Source organism: Kitasatospora sp. UYEF31 (genome assembly GCF_057291755.1).
On the sequence record NZ_JBXAWK010000066.1, the window covers coordinates 1 to 14,618 of the forward strand.

Sequence of the window (14,618 nt, forward strand, 5' to 3'; positions counted from 1 at the left end):
GTGGGGGCCGGGGGTTATTTTGGTCGCGCCTATTTGGCTGGGGGGGGGGGGGGGGGGGGGGGGGCGCGCCCCCCCCCCCCCGGGGGGGGGGGGGGCCCCCCCCCCCCCCCCCGACGCGGGTTGTTCAGTCCAGCTTCCGCCGTGGCAGCCCGCGCGCGCCGCGCAGCACCACCCTGGCCGGCAGTTCCACCAGGCCCACGCTCTCGACGCCGTCCTCGATCGCCCGCACGCGCACGGCGGTGAGCACCTCGCGCGGTTCGGCCCCCGGCTCGGCGAGCACCGACACCCGCAGGCGCGGTCCGTGCCGGTGCCGGACCAGGCGGACGGCCGCGTGCTCGACGCCGGGGACCGCGTCGATGTCCCCGGCGATCGCTTCGGCCAGCGCCCGCCCGGTCACCACCAGGGTGTCCGCCTCATCACCGACCATGCCGAAGCCGGTCCCCAGGCGGGACGGGCCGCTGGTGTCCCCGGGGCCGTCGCCGAACACCTCGACCACCCGGACGGGGCGGCGGTCGAACTGGGCGCGGAACCACCACAGGCACAGCACCACGACCGCGGCGGGGACGCCGATCACGACCGCCCACCACCAGCCGTGGTCCACCAGGCGTGCGGCCTGACTGTCCGTGATCAGCGCCTTGTCGGGGGTCCGCAGCCACCGCTCGTACCAGCCGCGCGAGCGGCCGGCCACGGCCAGCCCGCCGGCGAACAGCACCAGACCGGCCAGCGCGAGGATCACACGGTTCACCACCGGTCGCATGGGACCTCCCGACTGTCGTCCGCGGCGGAGCGCGCGGGCCCGGCGTTCACCGGCTGCTCACCGGCTGGAGCTGCAGGTCGATCCGGGGCACCCGGGTCAGCAGCAGGTCCGCGGACCTGGCCCGCAGCGTTGTCTCAAGCTCTTCGAACAGTTCGTCGACGTCGCGGAAGTGGTAGTCCACCCGTACGACGGCCTTGCGGCGGCCCATGCGCACCCGCGCGTCGAGCACCCCGGCGGACGACAGGGCGGTGTGCCGCAGCAGCCCGGCGGCCGTCCGGCGGGTGATGTACGCGGTGACGCCCGGCACGGGCGCGTGCAGCGGCAGCAGTGCGCGCCGCCCCGGCGTGACCGCGAGGACGAACAGCCACAGGCCCACGACCGCGGCCCCGATCCCCGTGCCGAGGAGCCACTGGTCGTCCCACCGGCGGGTGGTGATGTCGTCGAAGACGTCGTACGTCCACCCGGGCGCGCGGTCGATCCTGGCGGTCACCGCTATCGTCGCCGCTGTCCCGGCGGCCCCGCCGACGAGCACGGCGAGCGCGGCGGACAGCAGGCCGCGCGGTGACCAGGCCCTGCGGGCCCGCTCTCCCGCGGGCTCGACGGGGGTGTCCTCCCGTACGGTGACCGTTCCGGTTTCCGTCGTGCTCACTCGACCCTCCTGCTGTCCCGGCCCGCGCGGGTCAACCGGCTGACCTTCACATCGATGCGGGCCACCGGCAGCCCGGTCAGGCGCTCCACGTCGGCCCGCACCCGGTGCCGGACGGCCCCGACGGTGTCGGCGATCCGGCCGGGGAACGGCAGGTCGAGGTCCAGGGTCAGGGTCGTGTGGTCGTGCTGCATCCGGGCGCCCACCTTGGCGGGCCGCAGAGCGGACAGCGGGGAGATCTCCGCCCCCGCGTCACGGGCCGCCCGGGCGGCGATCTTCTCCACGACCCGGCCGCCGATGCGCAGCCGGCCCCGGTAGGCGGGTTCGACGGGGTCGTCGTCCGGCTCAGCGGTGAACGAGTGCTTCACCGGCGACGGCCCCTGGAGTGGAACAGGTCGCCCAGGTCGAGGTCTCCGTCGAGGAAGCGGCCGACCAGGAAGCCCACCGCCCCCAGTGCCGCCACCAGCAGGAAGGCGGGGAAGCCGCCGACCACGGCGGCCAGGCCGAGGGCCATCCCGACCAGCATGCCGACCATCGGTGTACTCATGAACCCGACTCTCTGTAGTGACCTCGGAGTAGAAAGCGCTGGGGTAGGGGACTGATCATGTCTCATTCCACCCGCGGGCGGCCGCGCCGTCGCTGGCGGTCGACCAGCAGACGCACCAGTTGTGCCGGGAGCCGGCCGCGCCGGTAGCCGACGACTTCGCCGACCCGCGGCGGGTCGGGCGCGCCGGCACCGGCCGCCGCCTCCTCCTCAAGGAGGAGGAGGAGGCGGTAGTGCTGCAGCCCGGCGACGAACTCTTCGAGGTCCCCGCCACGGTCGGGATGCCGGGTCCGGACGAAGCCCCGGTATTCGCGCAGGAGTTCCCGCCTGCGCTGCTCCGGACCACGTCCTTCGTCCACAAAGTCCCCACCTGCGGAGCCCGCTGAGCCGTCACCGGGCTGCGGTGTCACTGGAGCTGACGCTCCGGGCCACCGGTGTCGTCATGCTCGATGTGGATGTCGTCCACGGAGATGTTCACCTCGACCACTTCGAGCGCGGTCATGCGCTCCACCGAGTTGATCACGTTCTCCCGGACGGCCGCGGCGAGTTCGGCGATGGGCACGCCGTACTCGACCACGATGTCCACGTCGATCGCACACTGACGCTCGCCGACCTCGACGGACACCCCTTGTGCGACGTTGGGCTTGCCGCCGGGGATGCGCTGCCGCATCGCGCCGAACGCGCGGGTGGCCCCGCCGCCGAGCGCGTAAACGCCCTGCAGCTCACGGGCCGCGATCCCGGCGATCTTCGCGACCACGCCGTCCGCGATGGACGTGCGCCCCCGGTCCGAGGCGAGCTTGGTGACCTCGGTCGAACGGCGCTGCTCGCCGCTCTTCTCCAAGGTCTGGGTTCCGACCTTGCCTTGCGTCGTGTCCACCATCGACCAACCGTCCCTTACCTGTGCGGGCGTCCACACCCCGTCCGGTCTTCCAACCGGCCTGGGCGGGCACCCAGTCGGGCCCCTGGATGCGGTCAGACAACCACACCCACTTCGATCGGACGTACGGTCTGCGGTACTCGACCGTGCTCCGGCCCCCTATTCTTCCCAGACATCGGCGTGATGCACCTGCAGGAACCGCCGCGTCGTAACAGATTTGCCACCTGGCGTGCGATAGGACTTGGTCCGGCGGTGCGTCAGGGGCAAGTGCGGGGCAGTCTGGAAAGGGCGGGTCGAAATGGTAGACCGTATGCAACAGCCGGACGATGCGGCGCTCCTGGCCCGCGCGCGCACGGGTGACGGCCCGGCGTTCGACGAGCTCCTGCGCCGGGCCGCGGCGACTCTGCTGCCCCTGGCGCAGCGGGCCGGACGCATGGAAGAGACCGCGCTACTCGAGGAGTTGTCGGCGTTGACGCAGGAAACCGCAGAGAAGAACGCCGTCCCGCCGGCCCCCGCGGTGATGCCCACCGCGGCCGAGCTGCTGGCGGTCCCGGTGGAGTCGCCGCCCGGTTCCGCGCGGGAGGCGCTCCTGCGCCGGGCCGCCGGGAAGGAGCCGGGCGTACGGGTCCTCTCGTGCGACGTGGCGTCTGAGGCGGAGCCGGGGACGACCGTGCGCCTGTCGGTCGCCGTCCCGTACGGCGTGGCGATCACGCCGTTGGCCGAGGCCCTGCGGGCTCGGGTGACGGCGGCCGACCCGGCCGTCGGCCAGGTGGATGTGACGCTGTCCGCGGTGGACGCCTGACGCCTCAGCGGGCCGGCGCCCCGGCCGGCCGCAGTCGCCTGGGCGGGCCCGCGCCCGGCCCGTGTCAGCCGGCCAGCGCCTCGGGGGTTGTCTGGAGCACGGGGCCCTCTTCGTCGCGGAACTGCCGGCGGTAGAGGTCGGCGTAGGTGCCGCCGCGGGCGAGGAGCTCTTCGTGCCGTCCGCGTTCGGTGATCCGGCCGCCGTCCACGACGAGGATCTGGTCGGCGTCCCGCACGGTCGACAGGCGGTGGGCGATGACCAGGGCCGTACGGCCGGTCAGCGCTGAGGACAGGGCACGCTGGACGGCAGCCTCGGACTCGGAGTCCAGGTGTGCGGTGGCCTCGTCGAGCACCACCACTCTGGGTGCCTTCAGGAGCAGCCGGGCAATGGCCAGGCGCTGCTTCTCGCCGCCGGAGAGCCGGTGTCCGCGCTCGCCGACGAGGGTGTCCAGCTTGTCGGGCAGGGCCTCGACCGTGTCGTGGATGTACGCGTCACGCAGGGCGGTCCACAGCTGCTCCTCGGTGGCGTCCGGGCGTGCGTAGAGCAGGTTCGCCCGGATCGTGTCGTGGAACATGTGCGAGTCCTGGGTCACGATGCCCACCGCGTCGCGCAGCGACTGCTGGGTGACGTCCCGTACGTCGTGACCACCGATGCGGACCGTGCCGCCGGTCACGTCGTAGAGGCGGGCGACCAGTGAGGTGACGGTGGTCTTCCCGGCCCCGGACGGGCCGACCAGGGCGATCATCTGGCCCGGTTCGGCCCGGAAGCTGATGTTGTGCAGGATGTCCTTGGGCTGGCTCTTGTCGAGGACTGAGACCGATTCCAACGAAGCCAGGGAGACCTGGTCGGCCGTCGGGTAGCGGAAGTCGACGTTCTCGAAGACGACTTCGGCGGCGTCCGCGGGCAGCGGCGGCGCGCCGGGCTTGTCGGTGATCATCGGCTTGAGGTCGAGGATCTCGAAGACCCGCTCGAAGCTGACCAGGGTGGTCATCACGTCGACGCGGACGTTGGCCAGCGCCGTCAGCGGACCGTACAGCCGGCCGAGCAGGACGGTCATGGCGACCAGCGTGCCGACGGTGATCCTGCCGTCCACCGCGAAGTGGCCGCCGATCAGATAGACCAGTGCGGTCGCCAGCGCGGCGGTCAGCGTCAGCGCGGTGGCGAAGACCCGGTTGACCAGCGCGATCTTGATGCCGACGTCGCGCACCCGCGCGGAGCGCTGGGCGAAGACCTCGTCTTCCTCCTGCGGCCGCCCGAAGATCTTGGCGAGGGTCGCCCCCGAGACGTTGAACCGCTCGGTCATCACGGTCGACATCTCGGCGTTGAGCTCCATCTGCTCGCGTGCGAGCACCTGGAGGCGGCGGCCGATCCGCTTCGCGGGGATCAGGAACAGCGGCAGCATGACCAGCGACAACAGGGTGATCTGCCAGGCGAGGTAGATCATCGTCCCGGCGACCAGGATCAGCTGGACGACGTTGGACACCACCCCCGACAGCGTGGACGTGAACGCCCGCTGCGCGGCGAGCACATCGTTGTTCAGCCGGGAGATGAGCGCGCCGGTCTGCGTCCGGGTGAAGAAGGCGACGGGCTGGCGCTGCACATGCCCGAACACGGCTGTACGCAGGGAGTAGATCGCGCCCTCGCCGATCTGCGCGGAATACCAGCGTTCGACCATCCCGACGGCCGCGCTCACCACGGCGATGCCCGCGACCCCGAGCGCCAGCGTGGTGACCAGGCCGTTGTCGTGCGCCAGGACACCGTCGTCGACGATCTTCTGGGCCATCAGAGGCGGCAGCACGATGAGGACCGCGTCGATGACGACGAGGAAGACGTACACGGAGATCTGCCGGGAGAATGGCTTGGCGAACGCGCCCACCCGTCGGACGGTCCCTGGTGCGAGTTTGTGGCCGCGCACCGAATCGTCACGGGAGTAGGAGCGCAGGGGGCCGAAGCGCGGTACACCGCCGGCAGGCATCATTCAGTGTCTCTTTCGTCAGCGCAGGCCTGGCGTTTGTCTTGCGGCAGGCCTGTCATGCCAACGCCCGCCGGCGGTGGTTTCTTCCGTGCTGCGCCCTGGCGGCGCCGTCGGCAGGTCCCGCCGCGCCGCTGCCGGCCGGCGGGGCCTTCCTACTCGCCCAGGCCCGCCAGATCGCGCAGCCGGCGGCGCTGGGACTGGCGTTCGGCCGCGCGCTGCTCGTCGTAGGTGCGGTTCAAGGCGCCCTGGAGCAGCGCCTTGGTCTCGACGACGGCGTCCCGGGGTGCGGCGATGAGGGCCTGCGTGAACATCAGCGCGGCTTCGTCGAGTTTCCCGTCGGGCACGACGAGGTTGGCCAGGCCCATGCACTGCGCCTCGACGGCGTCGACCCAGCGGCCGGTGACGCAGATCTCCAACGCCCGCGCGTAGCCGATCAGTTCGGTCAACGGCTTGGTTCCGGCCAGGTCGGGGACCAGGCCGAGTGCGGTCTCGCGCATGGAGAACTGCGCGTCCTCGGCGCAGACGCGCAGGTCGCAGGCCAGGGCCAGCTGGAAGCCGGCCCCCACCGCATGGCCCTGCACGGCCGCGACGGTCATCAGATCGGGGCGCCGCCACCAGGTGAAGGCCTCCTGGAAGGAGGCGATGGTGGCGTCCACCTCGGCTTCGGCGGCGACGGCCAGGGCGGCGAGGCCCTGCTCACCGTCGATACCGCCGCCGCCCGCCGGATTCTGCCCGGAGAACAGCATGCGGCGGTCCAGCCCGGCGGAGAACGACACGCCCTCGGCCCGGAGCAGCACCGCGCGGACATCGCCGGGCAACGAGCGCCCGATCCCGGCGAGGGCCCGCCAGACGGCGGGTGTCTGTGCGTTGCGGCGTTCCGGGTTCGCGAGGGTCACCACGGCCACCGGGCCGTTGATCTCCAGGCGAACGGACGGGTCTGAACCGGTGTAGTCCACCGGTCCGACGGGCTGTACGGATTCCTGCGTCACGTGTCCCACCTTCGTAGCAGCCCCGCACCGGGCGGGGCCGGGATACGAACCCCCCGACAGGGGCCCGGTCGGCAACGACCGTCCGGCCGACTCTAGGTGCCGACCGGACGGGCGTGTGTCCGGGGTGGTGTTGTCGCTGTGCCGCGGATCGTACTTGACGGTGCTGTCACGGCCGGTCCGATGGGCGGGCCGCACCGTGTGGGGGTGCCTTGGCGTGTTGCACTAGAGAGGCCGACGGCAGGTGTCGCCGGACGCTCTCAGGACGACGACGCTTTGGCCTTGCCCCGTGTGGCCCCGCCCCTTCCGCGGAGGGTCACACCCGACTCGCTCAGCATCCGGTGGATGAAGCCGTAGGAACGGCCCGTCTCCTCGGCGAGGGCCCTGATGCTGGCACCGGAGTCGTACTTCTTCTTCAGGTCTGCGGCGAGCTTGTCGCGCGCAACGCCGGTTACCCGGCTGCCCTTCTTCAGAGTCTCGGCCACACGTGCCTCCTCGTAGGAAGTGCGCTCTGGGTTCCCATGATCACCCCTGTGGCGCAGCTCCGCTAGCGGTTCGCCGATCCGGATCTGCGGAAAAGCCGCCCGGAGCGGGCGGTTCCGGGCGCTGGAGGCGGTCGTGGAACGAGTGATTCCGCTCGGAATTCCCCCCCACGAAACCGGCGTTTGGCGACAAAACCGCTGGTCACAGACGTGAGGTAGCACACATTCGCGCAAGGCCAACCCGACGGCCGCCCCAACCGTCCGGATGACCGGAACGATCTCTTCCGATTGTGAGGATTTCGTGTACGGCACCGGAGGCCGCCGACCTGCGGCGGCCCCCGGAAGCAGATCGCCGGCTCCGGAAGTGGATCAGCTGCCCCGCCCCCGCCCGGACGGGGGAACGGGCCGGTCGCCCCTCCCCGCTCAGGCGAGGGACACGAGGTCGAGGTAGCCGTCGTTCCACAGGTCCTCGTCGCCGTCGGGCAGGAGGATGACCCGCTCCGGGGACAGGGCCGCGACCGCGCCCTCGTCGTGGGTGACCATGACGACCGCGCCCTTGTACTCGGCCAGCGCCCCGAGGACCTCTTCGCGGCTGGCGGGGTCGAGGTTGTTCGTCGGTTCGTCCAGGAGGAGCAGGTTGGCGGCGGAGACCACGAGGGTCGCCAGGGCCAGCCGGGTCTTCTCCCCGCCGGAGAGCACCGAGGCGGGCTTGTCGACGTCGTCGCCGGTGAACATGAACGAGCCGAGGACCCGGCGCACCTCGACCAGGTCGAGGTCCGGCGAGGAGGAGCGCATGTTCTCCAGGACGGTGCGCCCGGGGTCGAGCGTCTCGTGCTCCTGCGCGTAGTAGCCGATCTTGAGCCCGTGGCCGGGCTCCAGCTTTCCGCTGTCCGGCGTCTCCGCCCCGGCCAGGAGCCGGAGCAGGGTGGTCTTGCCTGCACCGTTGAAGCCGAGGATGACGACCCGCGAGCCCTTGTCGATCGCCAGGTCGACGTCGGTGAAGATCTCCAGCGACCCGTACGACTTCGACAGGCCGGTGGCCATCAGCGGCGTCTTGCCGCACGGGGCCGGCTCCGGGAAGCGCAGCTTGGCGACCTTGTCGTTCTTGCGCACCGCGTCAAGCCCGGAGAGCAACTTGTCGGCGCGGCGGGCCATGTTCTGCGCGGCGACCGTCTTGGTGGCCTTGGCGCGCATCTTGTCGGCCTGGGCGTGCAGGGTCGCGGCCTTCTTCTCCGCGTTGGCCCGCTCCCGCTTGCGGCGCTTCTCGTCGGTCTCACGCTGGGTCTTGTAGAGCTTCCAGCCCATGTTGTAGATGTCGATCTCGGCGCGGTTGGCGTCGAGGTAGTACACCTTGTTGACGACGGACTCCATCAGGCCGACGTCGTGGCTGATCACGATGAAGCCGCCGCGGTAGTTCTTCAGGTAGTCCCGCAGCCACACGATGGAGTCGGCGTCGAGGTGGTTGGTCGGTTCGTCCAGGAGCAGGGTGTCCGCGTCGGAGAACAGGATGCGGGCCAGCTCGACCCGCCGGCGCTGGCCACCGGAGAGGGTGTGCAGCGGCTGCTCCAGGATGCGGTCGGGCAGGCCCAGGCTCTTGGCGATGACCGCCGCCTCGGACTCCGCCGCGTAACCGCCCTTGGTGAGGAACTCGGTCTCCAGGCGGCCGTACTTGCGCATGGCCCGCTCGGCCCGCTCCGGCGTGCCGGTGGACATGAGCTCTTCGGCCGCGCGCATGCCGGCCAGCGCGGTGTCCAGGCCGCGGGCGGACAGGATGCGGTTCTTGGCCAGCACGTCGAGGTCGCCGGTGCGCGGGTCCTGCGGGAGGTAGCCGACCTCGCCGGTGCGGGTGATGGTGCCCGCCGCGGGCTGGGTCTCACCGGCGAGGGTCTTGGTGAGCGTGGTCTTGCCGGCGCCGTTGCGGCCGACCAGGCCGATGCGGTCCCCGGGGCCGATGCGGAAACTGGCGTTCTCAATGAGGATGCGTGCGCCTGCGCGCAGTTCGACGGACGATGCGTTGATCATGTGGGCTCTGGGACTCCTGGTCGGACCGGGTGGAGGGACTCGACACCCGGACGGGGGCACGGACAAAGTGATGGCACGAGGGGTTGCACAAGCACCACATCTAGGGCGTGCGGGGACATCCAAGGAGTACGGCCATACCCGCCAGTCTACGGGCGCGCCACCCCCCTCCCTCCCGGGCGTGTCCCTCCGGCGGCCGCGGGCAGCAATAAAACGGTCGGAAACGGATACACATCCCAGCGGCTCCCCCTTCGTCGCCCCCCGGGTGACGGGTCGACGCGACAGGCGGTATCCACTGATGCAGTTCAACGACGACGCCGATCTGGACACCTCCCAGATCGAGGACCGACGCGGTTCCGGCCGCGGCCGTACGGGCCTGGCCGTGGGCGGCGGTGTGGCCGGGGTCATCGCCCTGGTCCTGGGCCTGTTCTTCGGGATCGGCCCGGACCAGCTGGGGCTGAGCGCCGACGACTCCCCCGGCAGCCCGCAGGCCGCGGACCAGCAGGTCCAGAACGCCTGTAAGAAGGGCAGTGACGCGAACGCCCGGGACGACTGCCGGATCGCGGCCGTGGTCAACAGCGCGCAGTCGTTCTGGACCGCGGAGTTCCAGCGGCGCGGGGCGGAGTACACGCCGGCCAACACCGTCTTCTTCTCCGCCGCCACCAGCACCGCGTGCGGGTCGGCCACCTCCGCCGTCGGTCCGTTCTACTGCCCCGGTGACAAGAAGGTCTACATCGACCTGGGGTTCTTCAGCGAACTGCGCGGCAAGTTCGGCGCCCGCGGCGGTCCGTTCGCCGAGTCGTACGTGATCGCCCACGAGTACGGGCACCACATCCAGGACCTGGTGGGGAACCTCAGCCGGAAGGATTCCAACGTCAAGGGCGACCAGGGCGGCGCGGTCCGGGTCGAGCTCCAGGCCGACTGTTACGCGGGGGTGTGGGCGAAGTCCGCCACCACAGCGGTGGACGCCAAGGGCACGCCGCTGATCTCACGGCTCACCGACCAGGACATCAGCGACGGCCTGGACGCGGCGGCGGCCGTCGGCGACGACCGCATCCAGGAGAACTTCCAGGGCCGGGTGAACCCGGAGAGCTGGTCGCACGGTTCGGCGGCGCAGCGTCAGGACTGGTTCAAGCGCGGCTTCGCCAGCGGTGACACGGCGAAGTGCGACACGTTCTCGGCGAGCAGGGTCTGAGTCCGGCGGTCACGGTCCGGGTGTCACGGCTTGACGTCACACCACACGACCTTCCCTTCGGGTACGGCGTAGCTGCCCCACTCCTCGGCCAGCGCCTGGACGAGCAGCAGACCGCGGCCGTGCTCCTCCATGGGTCCGGGCTTGGCGGTGCCGTTCAGCTGTCCGGGGTCGGTGTCGACGACGGCGATCCTGACCACCCCGCCGCGGTGCAGGACGGCGACCGCGACGGCGCGGCCCTGCGGGGCGTGCAGGACCGCGTTGGTCATCAGTTCGGCGAGCAGCAGCTCCAGGGTGTCGGTCAGGCCGGCCTCCAGGCCTCCCTCGGCCGCGGCGTGCCTGAGGGTGTGTCTGGCGCCCGTGACGGCCTCCGGCGATGCTGGACAGCGCAGCGACAGCAGCAGTGCTCCGGGCGGAGAGTCGTCGTCCTCCCGGTATGGCGGCGGTGCGGCGGTGCCCACATTTCCCCCAGGCGGTCCTGCGGTCAACGGATCCACGACGGTTCCATGTACGGGCCTCCCTCGTGCCGGGGATTACGGCCGGGCCGGCAACCGGTCCGTGCGGTACGGACCCGCCGGGCGGGCGCGGTTCACTGGCTGCGACGGCCCCTGTATGGGGGATCCGCCCATCGGGGCACTGCGAAACCTCAACCGCCCTGCCAGCTGAAGCACTCGACGGCGCACTCGCGGCGGCCCCTGGACTCCCTCCGTGCCGGTCAGGGGTGCTTTCCGGACCGTTGCCGGACGGTTGGGCCGGGGGTGGCGTCGGGTGGCGTTGTGGCCCGTGCGACATCTTCCGGGGGAACCGTAACCGCCTCCCGGGACGTCTCGATCCACGGGATGACGACGAGGGCCTGTTCTGGTGTTTCCCACCGGGGCCGCACCGCCTGGCACCGTGCCTCGCGGCGTCGCCGAATCCTCCATGTATAACCGGTACGAGTCCGGATCCGGCGCCTTGCGACGCACGGCGCCGGACAACGCGGCCCGGTCCGGCGGGAAACCCAGAACAGGCCCTGGGCCGGACCGGGTCGCGGAAGTACCCGGCACCCTGCCGGGGTACGGATACCGCCGAAGGCGGTTCCCTCTGCCGCCGTCTGCCCGACGGGCGCTGACGTCAGCGCACACCCCCACGTCCCGGAGGACCTGCATGCAGCCACGGCTTCAGGCCACGCTCGCCGACTTCGTCCCGGCCCTGCGCTATGTCGCACCGGAGCGGGTCACCGAGTACCTCGGCCACTCCGATCTTCCCGCCGCGTGGTGGCTCGGGACGCCGGCGGAGCAGGCTCTGGTCGTCTTCGGCCGCGCTCCGCTGTCCGAGAAGCTGTCCGCGCTGGCCTTCGACGAGCTCTCCCACCTGCGCCTGGGTGACCTGCTTCCGGCCGCGTGGGTGGCCCGGCGCGACTTCCGGCTGTTCCGCTGGCCGTCCGGCGCGCGGACGAACGTCCTTGTGCACACGCCCGGTTGGGGCGATCTGCTCACCAGCACGGTGCAGGACGTCTCCGGCTGGTCGAACACCGGCCAGTCGGCCGTACGGACGATCGTGGCGCAATTGTTCTCCGAGGTGCTGTCACTGCTGCCCGGCCAGACGCCGGACGAGCACGAGGAGCCCGGCGAGGAAACCGCGGACGAGTGGGACGAGGACGCCCCGACTGTGCACGACGCGTCAGGCTTCACCGCGGCCGCGGCCCCGCCCGCCGTCGCTCCCGCGGAACGGTCCGAGCGGTCCGAGCGGTCCGAGCGGTCCGAGCGGTCCGAGGGCGTCCGGCTCGGCCGGGACGACAGCATCCGCCCCGCGGTCCTGTCCGCGGACACCGGCTTCACGGTGCCCGCCGCCCCGGCGCCGCCCGCGGTGACCGCCGCGGACCTGCCGGCGGTCGCCTGGGGCGCGGAGACTCCGGCTGCGGAGACGCCGACTCAGGAGACCCCCGACCCGGACGACTACTTCGCCGACCGCAGTGACGAGTACGCGTTGTCCACCGCCGAGTTGGAGGCCCGTCTCCAGCCGATCAACGCGCCCATCCCGGCCACTGACGAGTTGGTCGAGCTGGTCCGCTGGCTGGCGGTCGAGGCCCCGGACGTGCCGCTGTTGTCCGAGCTGGCCCGGATCACCCTGGAGACGGTGGCCGTAGTCGGCACCGACGAGGCGCCCGAGGAGATCCGCGAGGCGGCCGTCCGCCTGGCGACCCTGGTCCCCGGCCCGCTGCTGCCGGAGGACTTCGACCACAAGACCGGCCGTTCCGGCCAGTCCGCCGCCGTCTCCGTGCCCGGACCGGTCAAGGACGATGCCGTACGGAAGGACCCGCCGGTCCCGGCCCGCCCGCCGTCCGCGCCCGACTTCCTCGCCGCGTCGAACGACCTGACGATGGTCATCGACCCGCCGGACCTGGCCAGGCGCCGCGCGCCGGTGGAGCCCACCGCCGCCGACGCCGCCCCGTCCGGCGACTTCGCGGCCGTCATCGGTTCGTGGTTCCACGGTCAGGACCCGCGCTGGGCCGCCGTCGCCCGCGGCCGGCTGTTCACCGACGCGCCCCGCGAACCGGCGGCCATGGCCGCAGACCTCGACACCGACCGGGCCGAGGCCGACGCCCTGGAACGCGGACTGCTCGACCACCTGGAGGACCAGCTGGCCGCCCCGGGCAGCGCCGGACTGCGTGAACACCTCGCATACCTGCGCGACCGGCTCGGCGGCCTGGGCACCGTGGGCGAACTCCGGGACCTGGACGAACGCCACGGGGCCGCGGTCACCGGGCCGGACGGAACGCCGGTCGCCCAGGTCTGGCAGGCCCTGCGGCACCTCCTGCGGCTGCACACCTCGGCCGACGGCTGGCTGTCGGTCACCCCCACCGGGGATCTGGCCCGGCGGACCGCCGGCGTCCTGGACGACCGCTGCGGCTCCGGCTCCGTACCGCTGGCCGGCCTGGCCGACGACCTCCTGGAGCTCGGCATCCGCCCGGAACTCCACGAGGCGTGGATCGGCCGCCTGGACGGATTCCAGATCAACGACGGCAACGTCACGGTGTGGGCGACCGGGTCGATCTGGACCCCCGGACCGGCGGACAAGCCCCGCCCGGAGACGTCCGTACCCGAGACCGCGGCGACACCCGCCGGCTCGATCCCGCTCGGCAAGTCGGCGCCGCCGTCCGGGAAGGCCCCCGGGAAGCCGTCCGTGGCCGGCACCGACCCGAACCCGTTCGCCCCGGTGTTCCCCGCCGGGGTGATGATGCCGCCGAAGCCCGCGGCACCGCCGAAGGCACCGGCCGGTCCGGTTGGTCCGGTCACGCCGAAACCTCCGGCCTCCCCGGACAACGCCGCCACGATGCTGGTGCCGCGCGGGGCCGACCCCAAGTCGGTCCTCAGCGGCCCGGCGACCACCTCGGCCGACCTCCCGGCGCACTCCGCCGCCAGGACCACCGCCAGGACCACCGACGGGACCACCGACGGGACCGCGCCGAGCAAGCCCGCGCCTGCCCCCGCGCAGTCCCCGTCCGGGGACGACGACGACACGGCACCGCGTGCGGCGGCCCCCGCGCCCCTGTCCGCCCCTGAGCCGCCGGACGGCGAAGCCCGCTGCTTCCGGGACGAACAGGGCTCCTGGTGGTACCGGGTCGACGTCACCGCGGGCCTGCTCAGCGGCGCGCAGCTGCCCCTGCCGGCCGGTTTCACCACCGGACTCGGCCTCGCCGAGGGCGGCCAGCTCAGGCTGCACAACGCCTACGGTCCCGCCGTGCTGCGGCACGACGCTGGAGGTAATCCGTACTGCGTCTCCTTGAAGACCGTGCTCGACGGACTCGGCGCGACGGAGGGCGACATGGTGTTCCTCACGTCGCTGCGCCCCGGCCGCCTTGAGGTCCGGCGGCTGAGCAGCGACAGGAGTGTCCGGCTGCCGCGCTGGGCGCACGCGCTGCGCCGGACCGGGGTGGACCCCGTCCCGGACCAGGTGAACCTGCCGGTCCTGCTCGGCGCCCGGATCGGCCTGGAGCCGGGCTGTGATCTGAAGAGCGTGCTGCACAAGCTCACCGGGCGCGGCGACACGGACATCCTGGAACTGCTCGGGGTGCAGACGGCGCGCTGACCGGCCGGTGCTCGGGAAGGCCTCTGGGGATTCCCCAGGGGCCTTCCCGTGTTCCAGCATGCGGACAACAGCTTGTAAGATGCACCCAGCATCTCCGGGTGATCACATCCACCCGCAGGACGTGGGGCAACGGCGCCCCGACCCCAACGCCCACCGCCTCACCCCGGACACCCTGCGCGCGGCCCACCACCGCCGCCCGCCGGGCATGTCGGCACGTGATCCGTGCCGTCCCGGGGGCGCTGCCCTGCCTCACGGAGCACCCCTGCC

14 protein-coding genes are annotated in these 14,618 nt (G+C 72.0%); 3 read left to right on the forward strand and 11 right to left on the reverse strand.

Annotation, left to right across the window (positions count from 1 at the left end):
• Positions 1 to 124 precede the first annotated feature (124 nt).
• The 6 genes from AC0Z36_RS25145 to AC0Z36_RS25170 all read right to left on the reverse strand — a co-directional run bounded on the left by AC0Z36_RS25145 (position 125) and on the right by AC0Z36_RS25170 (position 2,827).
• On the reverse strand, positions 125 to 757 hold the full coding sequence (locus AC0Z36_RS25145; protein ID WP_485465324.1) for an Asp23/Gls24 family envelope stress response protein: 633 nt from the start codon (positions 755 to 757) through the stop codon (positions 125 to 127).
• Between the two features lie 46 nt (positions 758 to 803).
• The gene (locus AC0Z36_RS25150; protein WP_485465325.1) at positions 804 to 1,406 is read right to left on the reverse strand and encodes a DUF6286 domain-containing protein; all 603 of its coding nucleotides are present in this window, start codon (positions 1,404 to 1,406) and stop codon (positions 804 to 806) included.
• Complete coding sequence (locus AC0Z36_RS25155) at positions 1,403 to 1,771, reverse strand: Asp23/Gls24 family envelope stress response protein (protein ID WP_485465326.1); 369 nt, start codon at positions 1,769 to 1,771, stop codon at positions 1,403 to 1,405. Before AC0Z36_RS25155 ends, AC0Z36_RS25150 begins: the two co-directional genes overlap by 4 nt.
• Positions 1,768 to 1,950: a DUF2273 domain-containing protein gene (locus tag AC0Z36_RS25160; protein WP_485465327.1), complete on the reverse strand. Its 183-nt coding sequence runs from the start codon at positions 1,948 to 1,950 to the stop codon at positions 1,768 to 1,770. Before AC0Z36_RS25160 ends, AC0Z36_RS25155 begins: the two co-directional genes overlap by 4 nt.
• A gap of 62 nt (positions 1,951 to 2,012) precedes the next feature.
• Complete coding sequence (locus AC0Z36_RS25165) at positions 2,013 to 2,306, reverse strand: hypothetical protein (protein ID WP_485465328.1); 294 nt, start codon at positions 2,304 to 2,306, stop codon at positions 2,013 to 2,015.
• A 47-nt stretch (positions 2,307 to 2,353) separates the two neighbouring features.
• Entirely contained in the window at positions 2,354 to 2,827 is a 474-nt protein-coding gene (locus AC0Z36_RS25170) for an Asp23/Gls24 family envelope stress response protein (RefSeq protein ID WP_485465329.1), read from the reverse strand.
• Between the two features lie 307 nt (positions 2,828 to 3,134).
• Between AC0Z36_RS25170 and AC0Z36_RS25175 the strand changes: the two genes are divergently transcribed.
• The gene (locus AC0Z36_RS25175; RefSeq protein ID WP_485465330.1) at positions 3,135 to 3,626 is read left to right on the forward strand and encodes a hypothetical protein; all 492 of its coding nucleotides are present in this window, start codon (positions 3,135 to 3,137) and stop codon (positions 3,624 to 3,626) included.
• A gap of 64 nt (positions 3,627 to 3,690) precedes the next feature.
• Here AC0Z36_RS25175 and AC0Z36_RS25180 read toward each other — a convergent pair whose 3' ends face one another.
• The 4 genes from AC0Z36_RS25180 to AC0Z36_RS25195 all read right to left on the reverse strand — a co-directional run bounded on the left by AC0Z36_RS25180 (position 3,691) and on the right by AC0Z36_RS25195 (position 9,091).
• Positions 3,691 to 5,604 (reverse strand): ABC transporter ATP-binding protein, encoded by a 1,914-nt coding sequence (locus AC0Z36_RS25180; protein ID WP_485465331.1) that lies wholly within the window; start codon positions 5,602 to 5,604, stop codon positions 3,691 to 3,693.
• 149 nt (positions 5,605 to 5,753) lie between these two features.
• A complete protein-coding gene (locus AC0Z36_RS25185; RefSeq protein ID WP_485465332.1) occupies positions 5,754 to 6,590 on the reverse strand; it encodes an enoyl-CoA hydratase/isomerase family protein in 837 nt (278 codons plus the stop codon).
• A 257-nt stretch (positions 6,591 to 6,847) separates the two neighbouring features.
• Positions 6,848 to 7,072 (reverse strand): helix-turn-helix domain-containing protein, encoded by a 225-nt coding sequence (locus AC0Z36_RS25190; RefSeq protein ID WP_485465333.1) that lies wholly within the window; start codon positions 7,070 to 7,072, stop codon positions 6,848 to 6,850.
• A gap of 420 nt (positions 7,073 to 7,492) precedes the next feature.
• Positions 7,493 to 9,091 carry an ABC-F family ATP-binding cassette domain-containing protein gene (locus AC0Z36_RS25195; protein ID WP_485465334.1) on the reverse strand — a complete coding sequence of 533 codons (1,599 nt, stop codon included), beginning with the start codon at positions 9,089 to 9,091 and terminating at the stop codon, positions 7,493 to 7,495.
• A 295-nt stretch (positions 9,092 to 9,386) separates the two neighbouring features.
• Between AC0Z36_RS25195 and ypfJ the strand changes: the two genes are divergently transcribed.
• On the forward strand, positions 9,387 to 10,283 hold the full coding sequence (ypfJ, locus tag AC0Z36_RS25200) for a KPN_02809 family neutral zinc metallopeptidase (RefSeq protein ID WP_485465335.1): 897 nt from the start codon (positions 9,387 to 9,389) through the stop codon (positions 10,281 to 10,283).
• A 23-nt stretch (positions 10,284 to 10,306) separates the two neighbouring features.
• Here the strand turns inward: ypfJ and AC0Z36_RS25205 are convergent, their stop codons facing one another.
• Positions 10,307 to 10,741, reverse strand: a complete 435-nt coding sequence (locus AC0Z36_RS25205; RefSeq protein WP_485465336.1) for an ATP-binding protein — start codon at positions 10,739 to 10,741, stop codon at positions 10,307 to 10,309.
• A 685-nt stretch (positions 10,742 to 11,426) separates the two neighbouring features.
• On the opposite strand from AC0Z36_RS25205, the gene AC0Z36_RS25210 reads away from it, so the two are divergent.
• Positions 11,427 to 14,351 carry a hypothetical protein gene (locus tag AC0Z36_RS25210; protein WP_485465337.1) on the forward strand — a complete coding sequence of 975 codons (2,925 nt, stop codon included), beginning with the start codon at positions 11,427 to 11,429 and terminating at the stop codon, positions 14,349 to 14,351.
• Positions 14,352 to 14,618 lie beyond the last annotated feature (267 nt).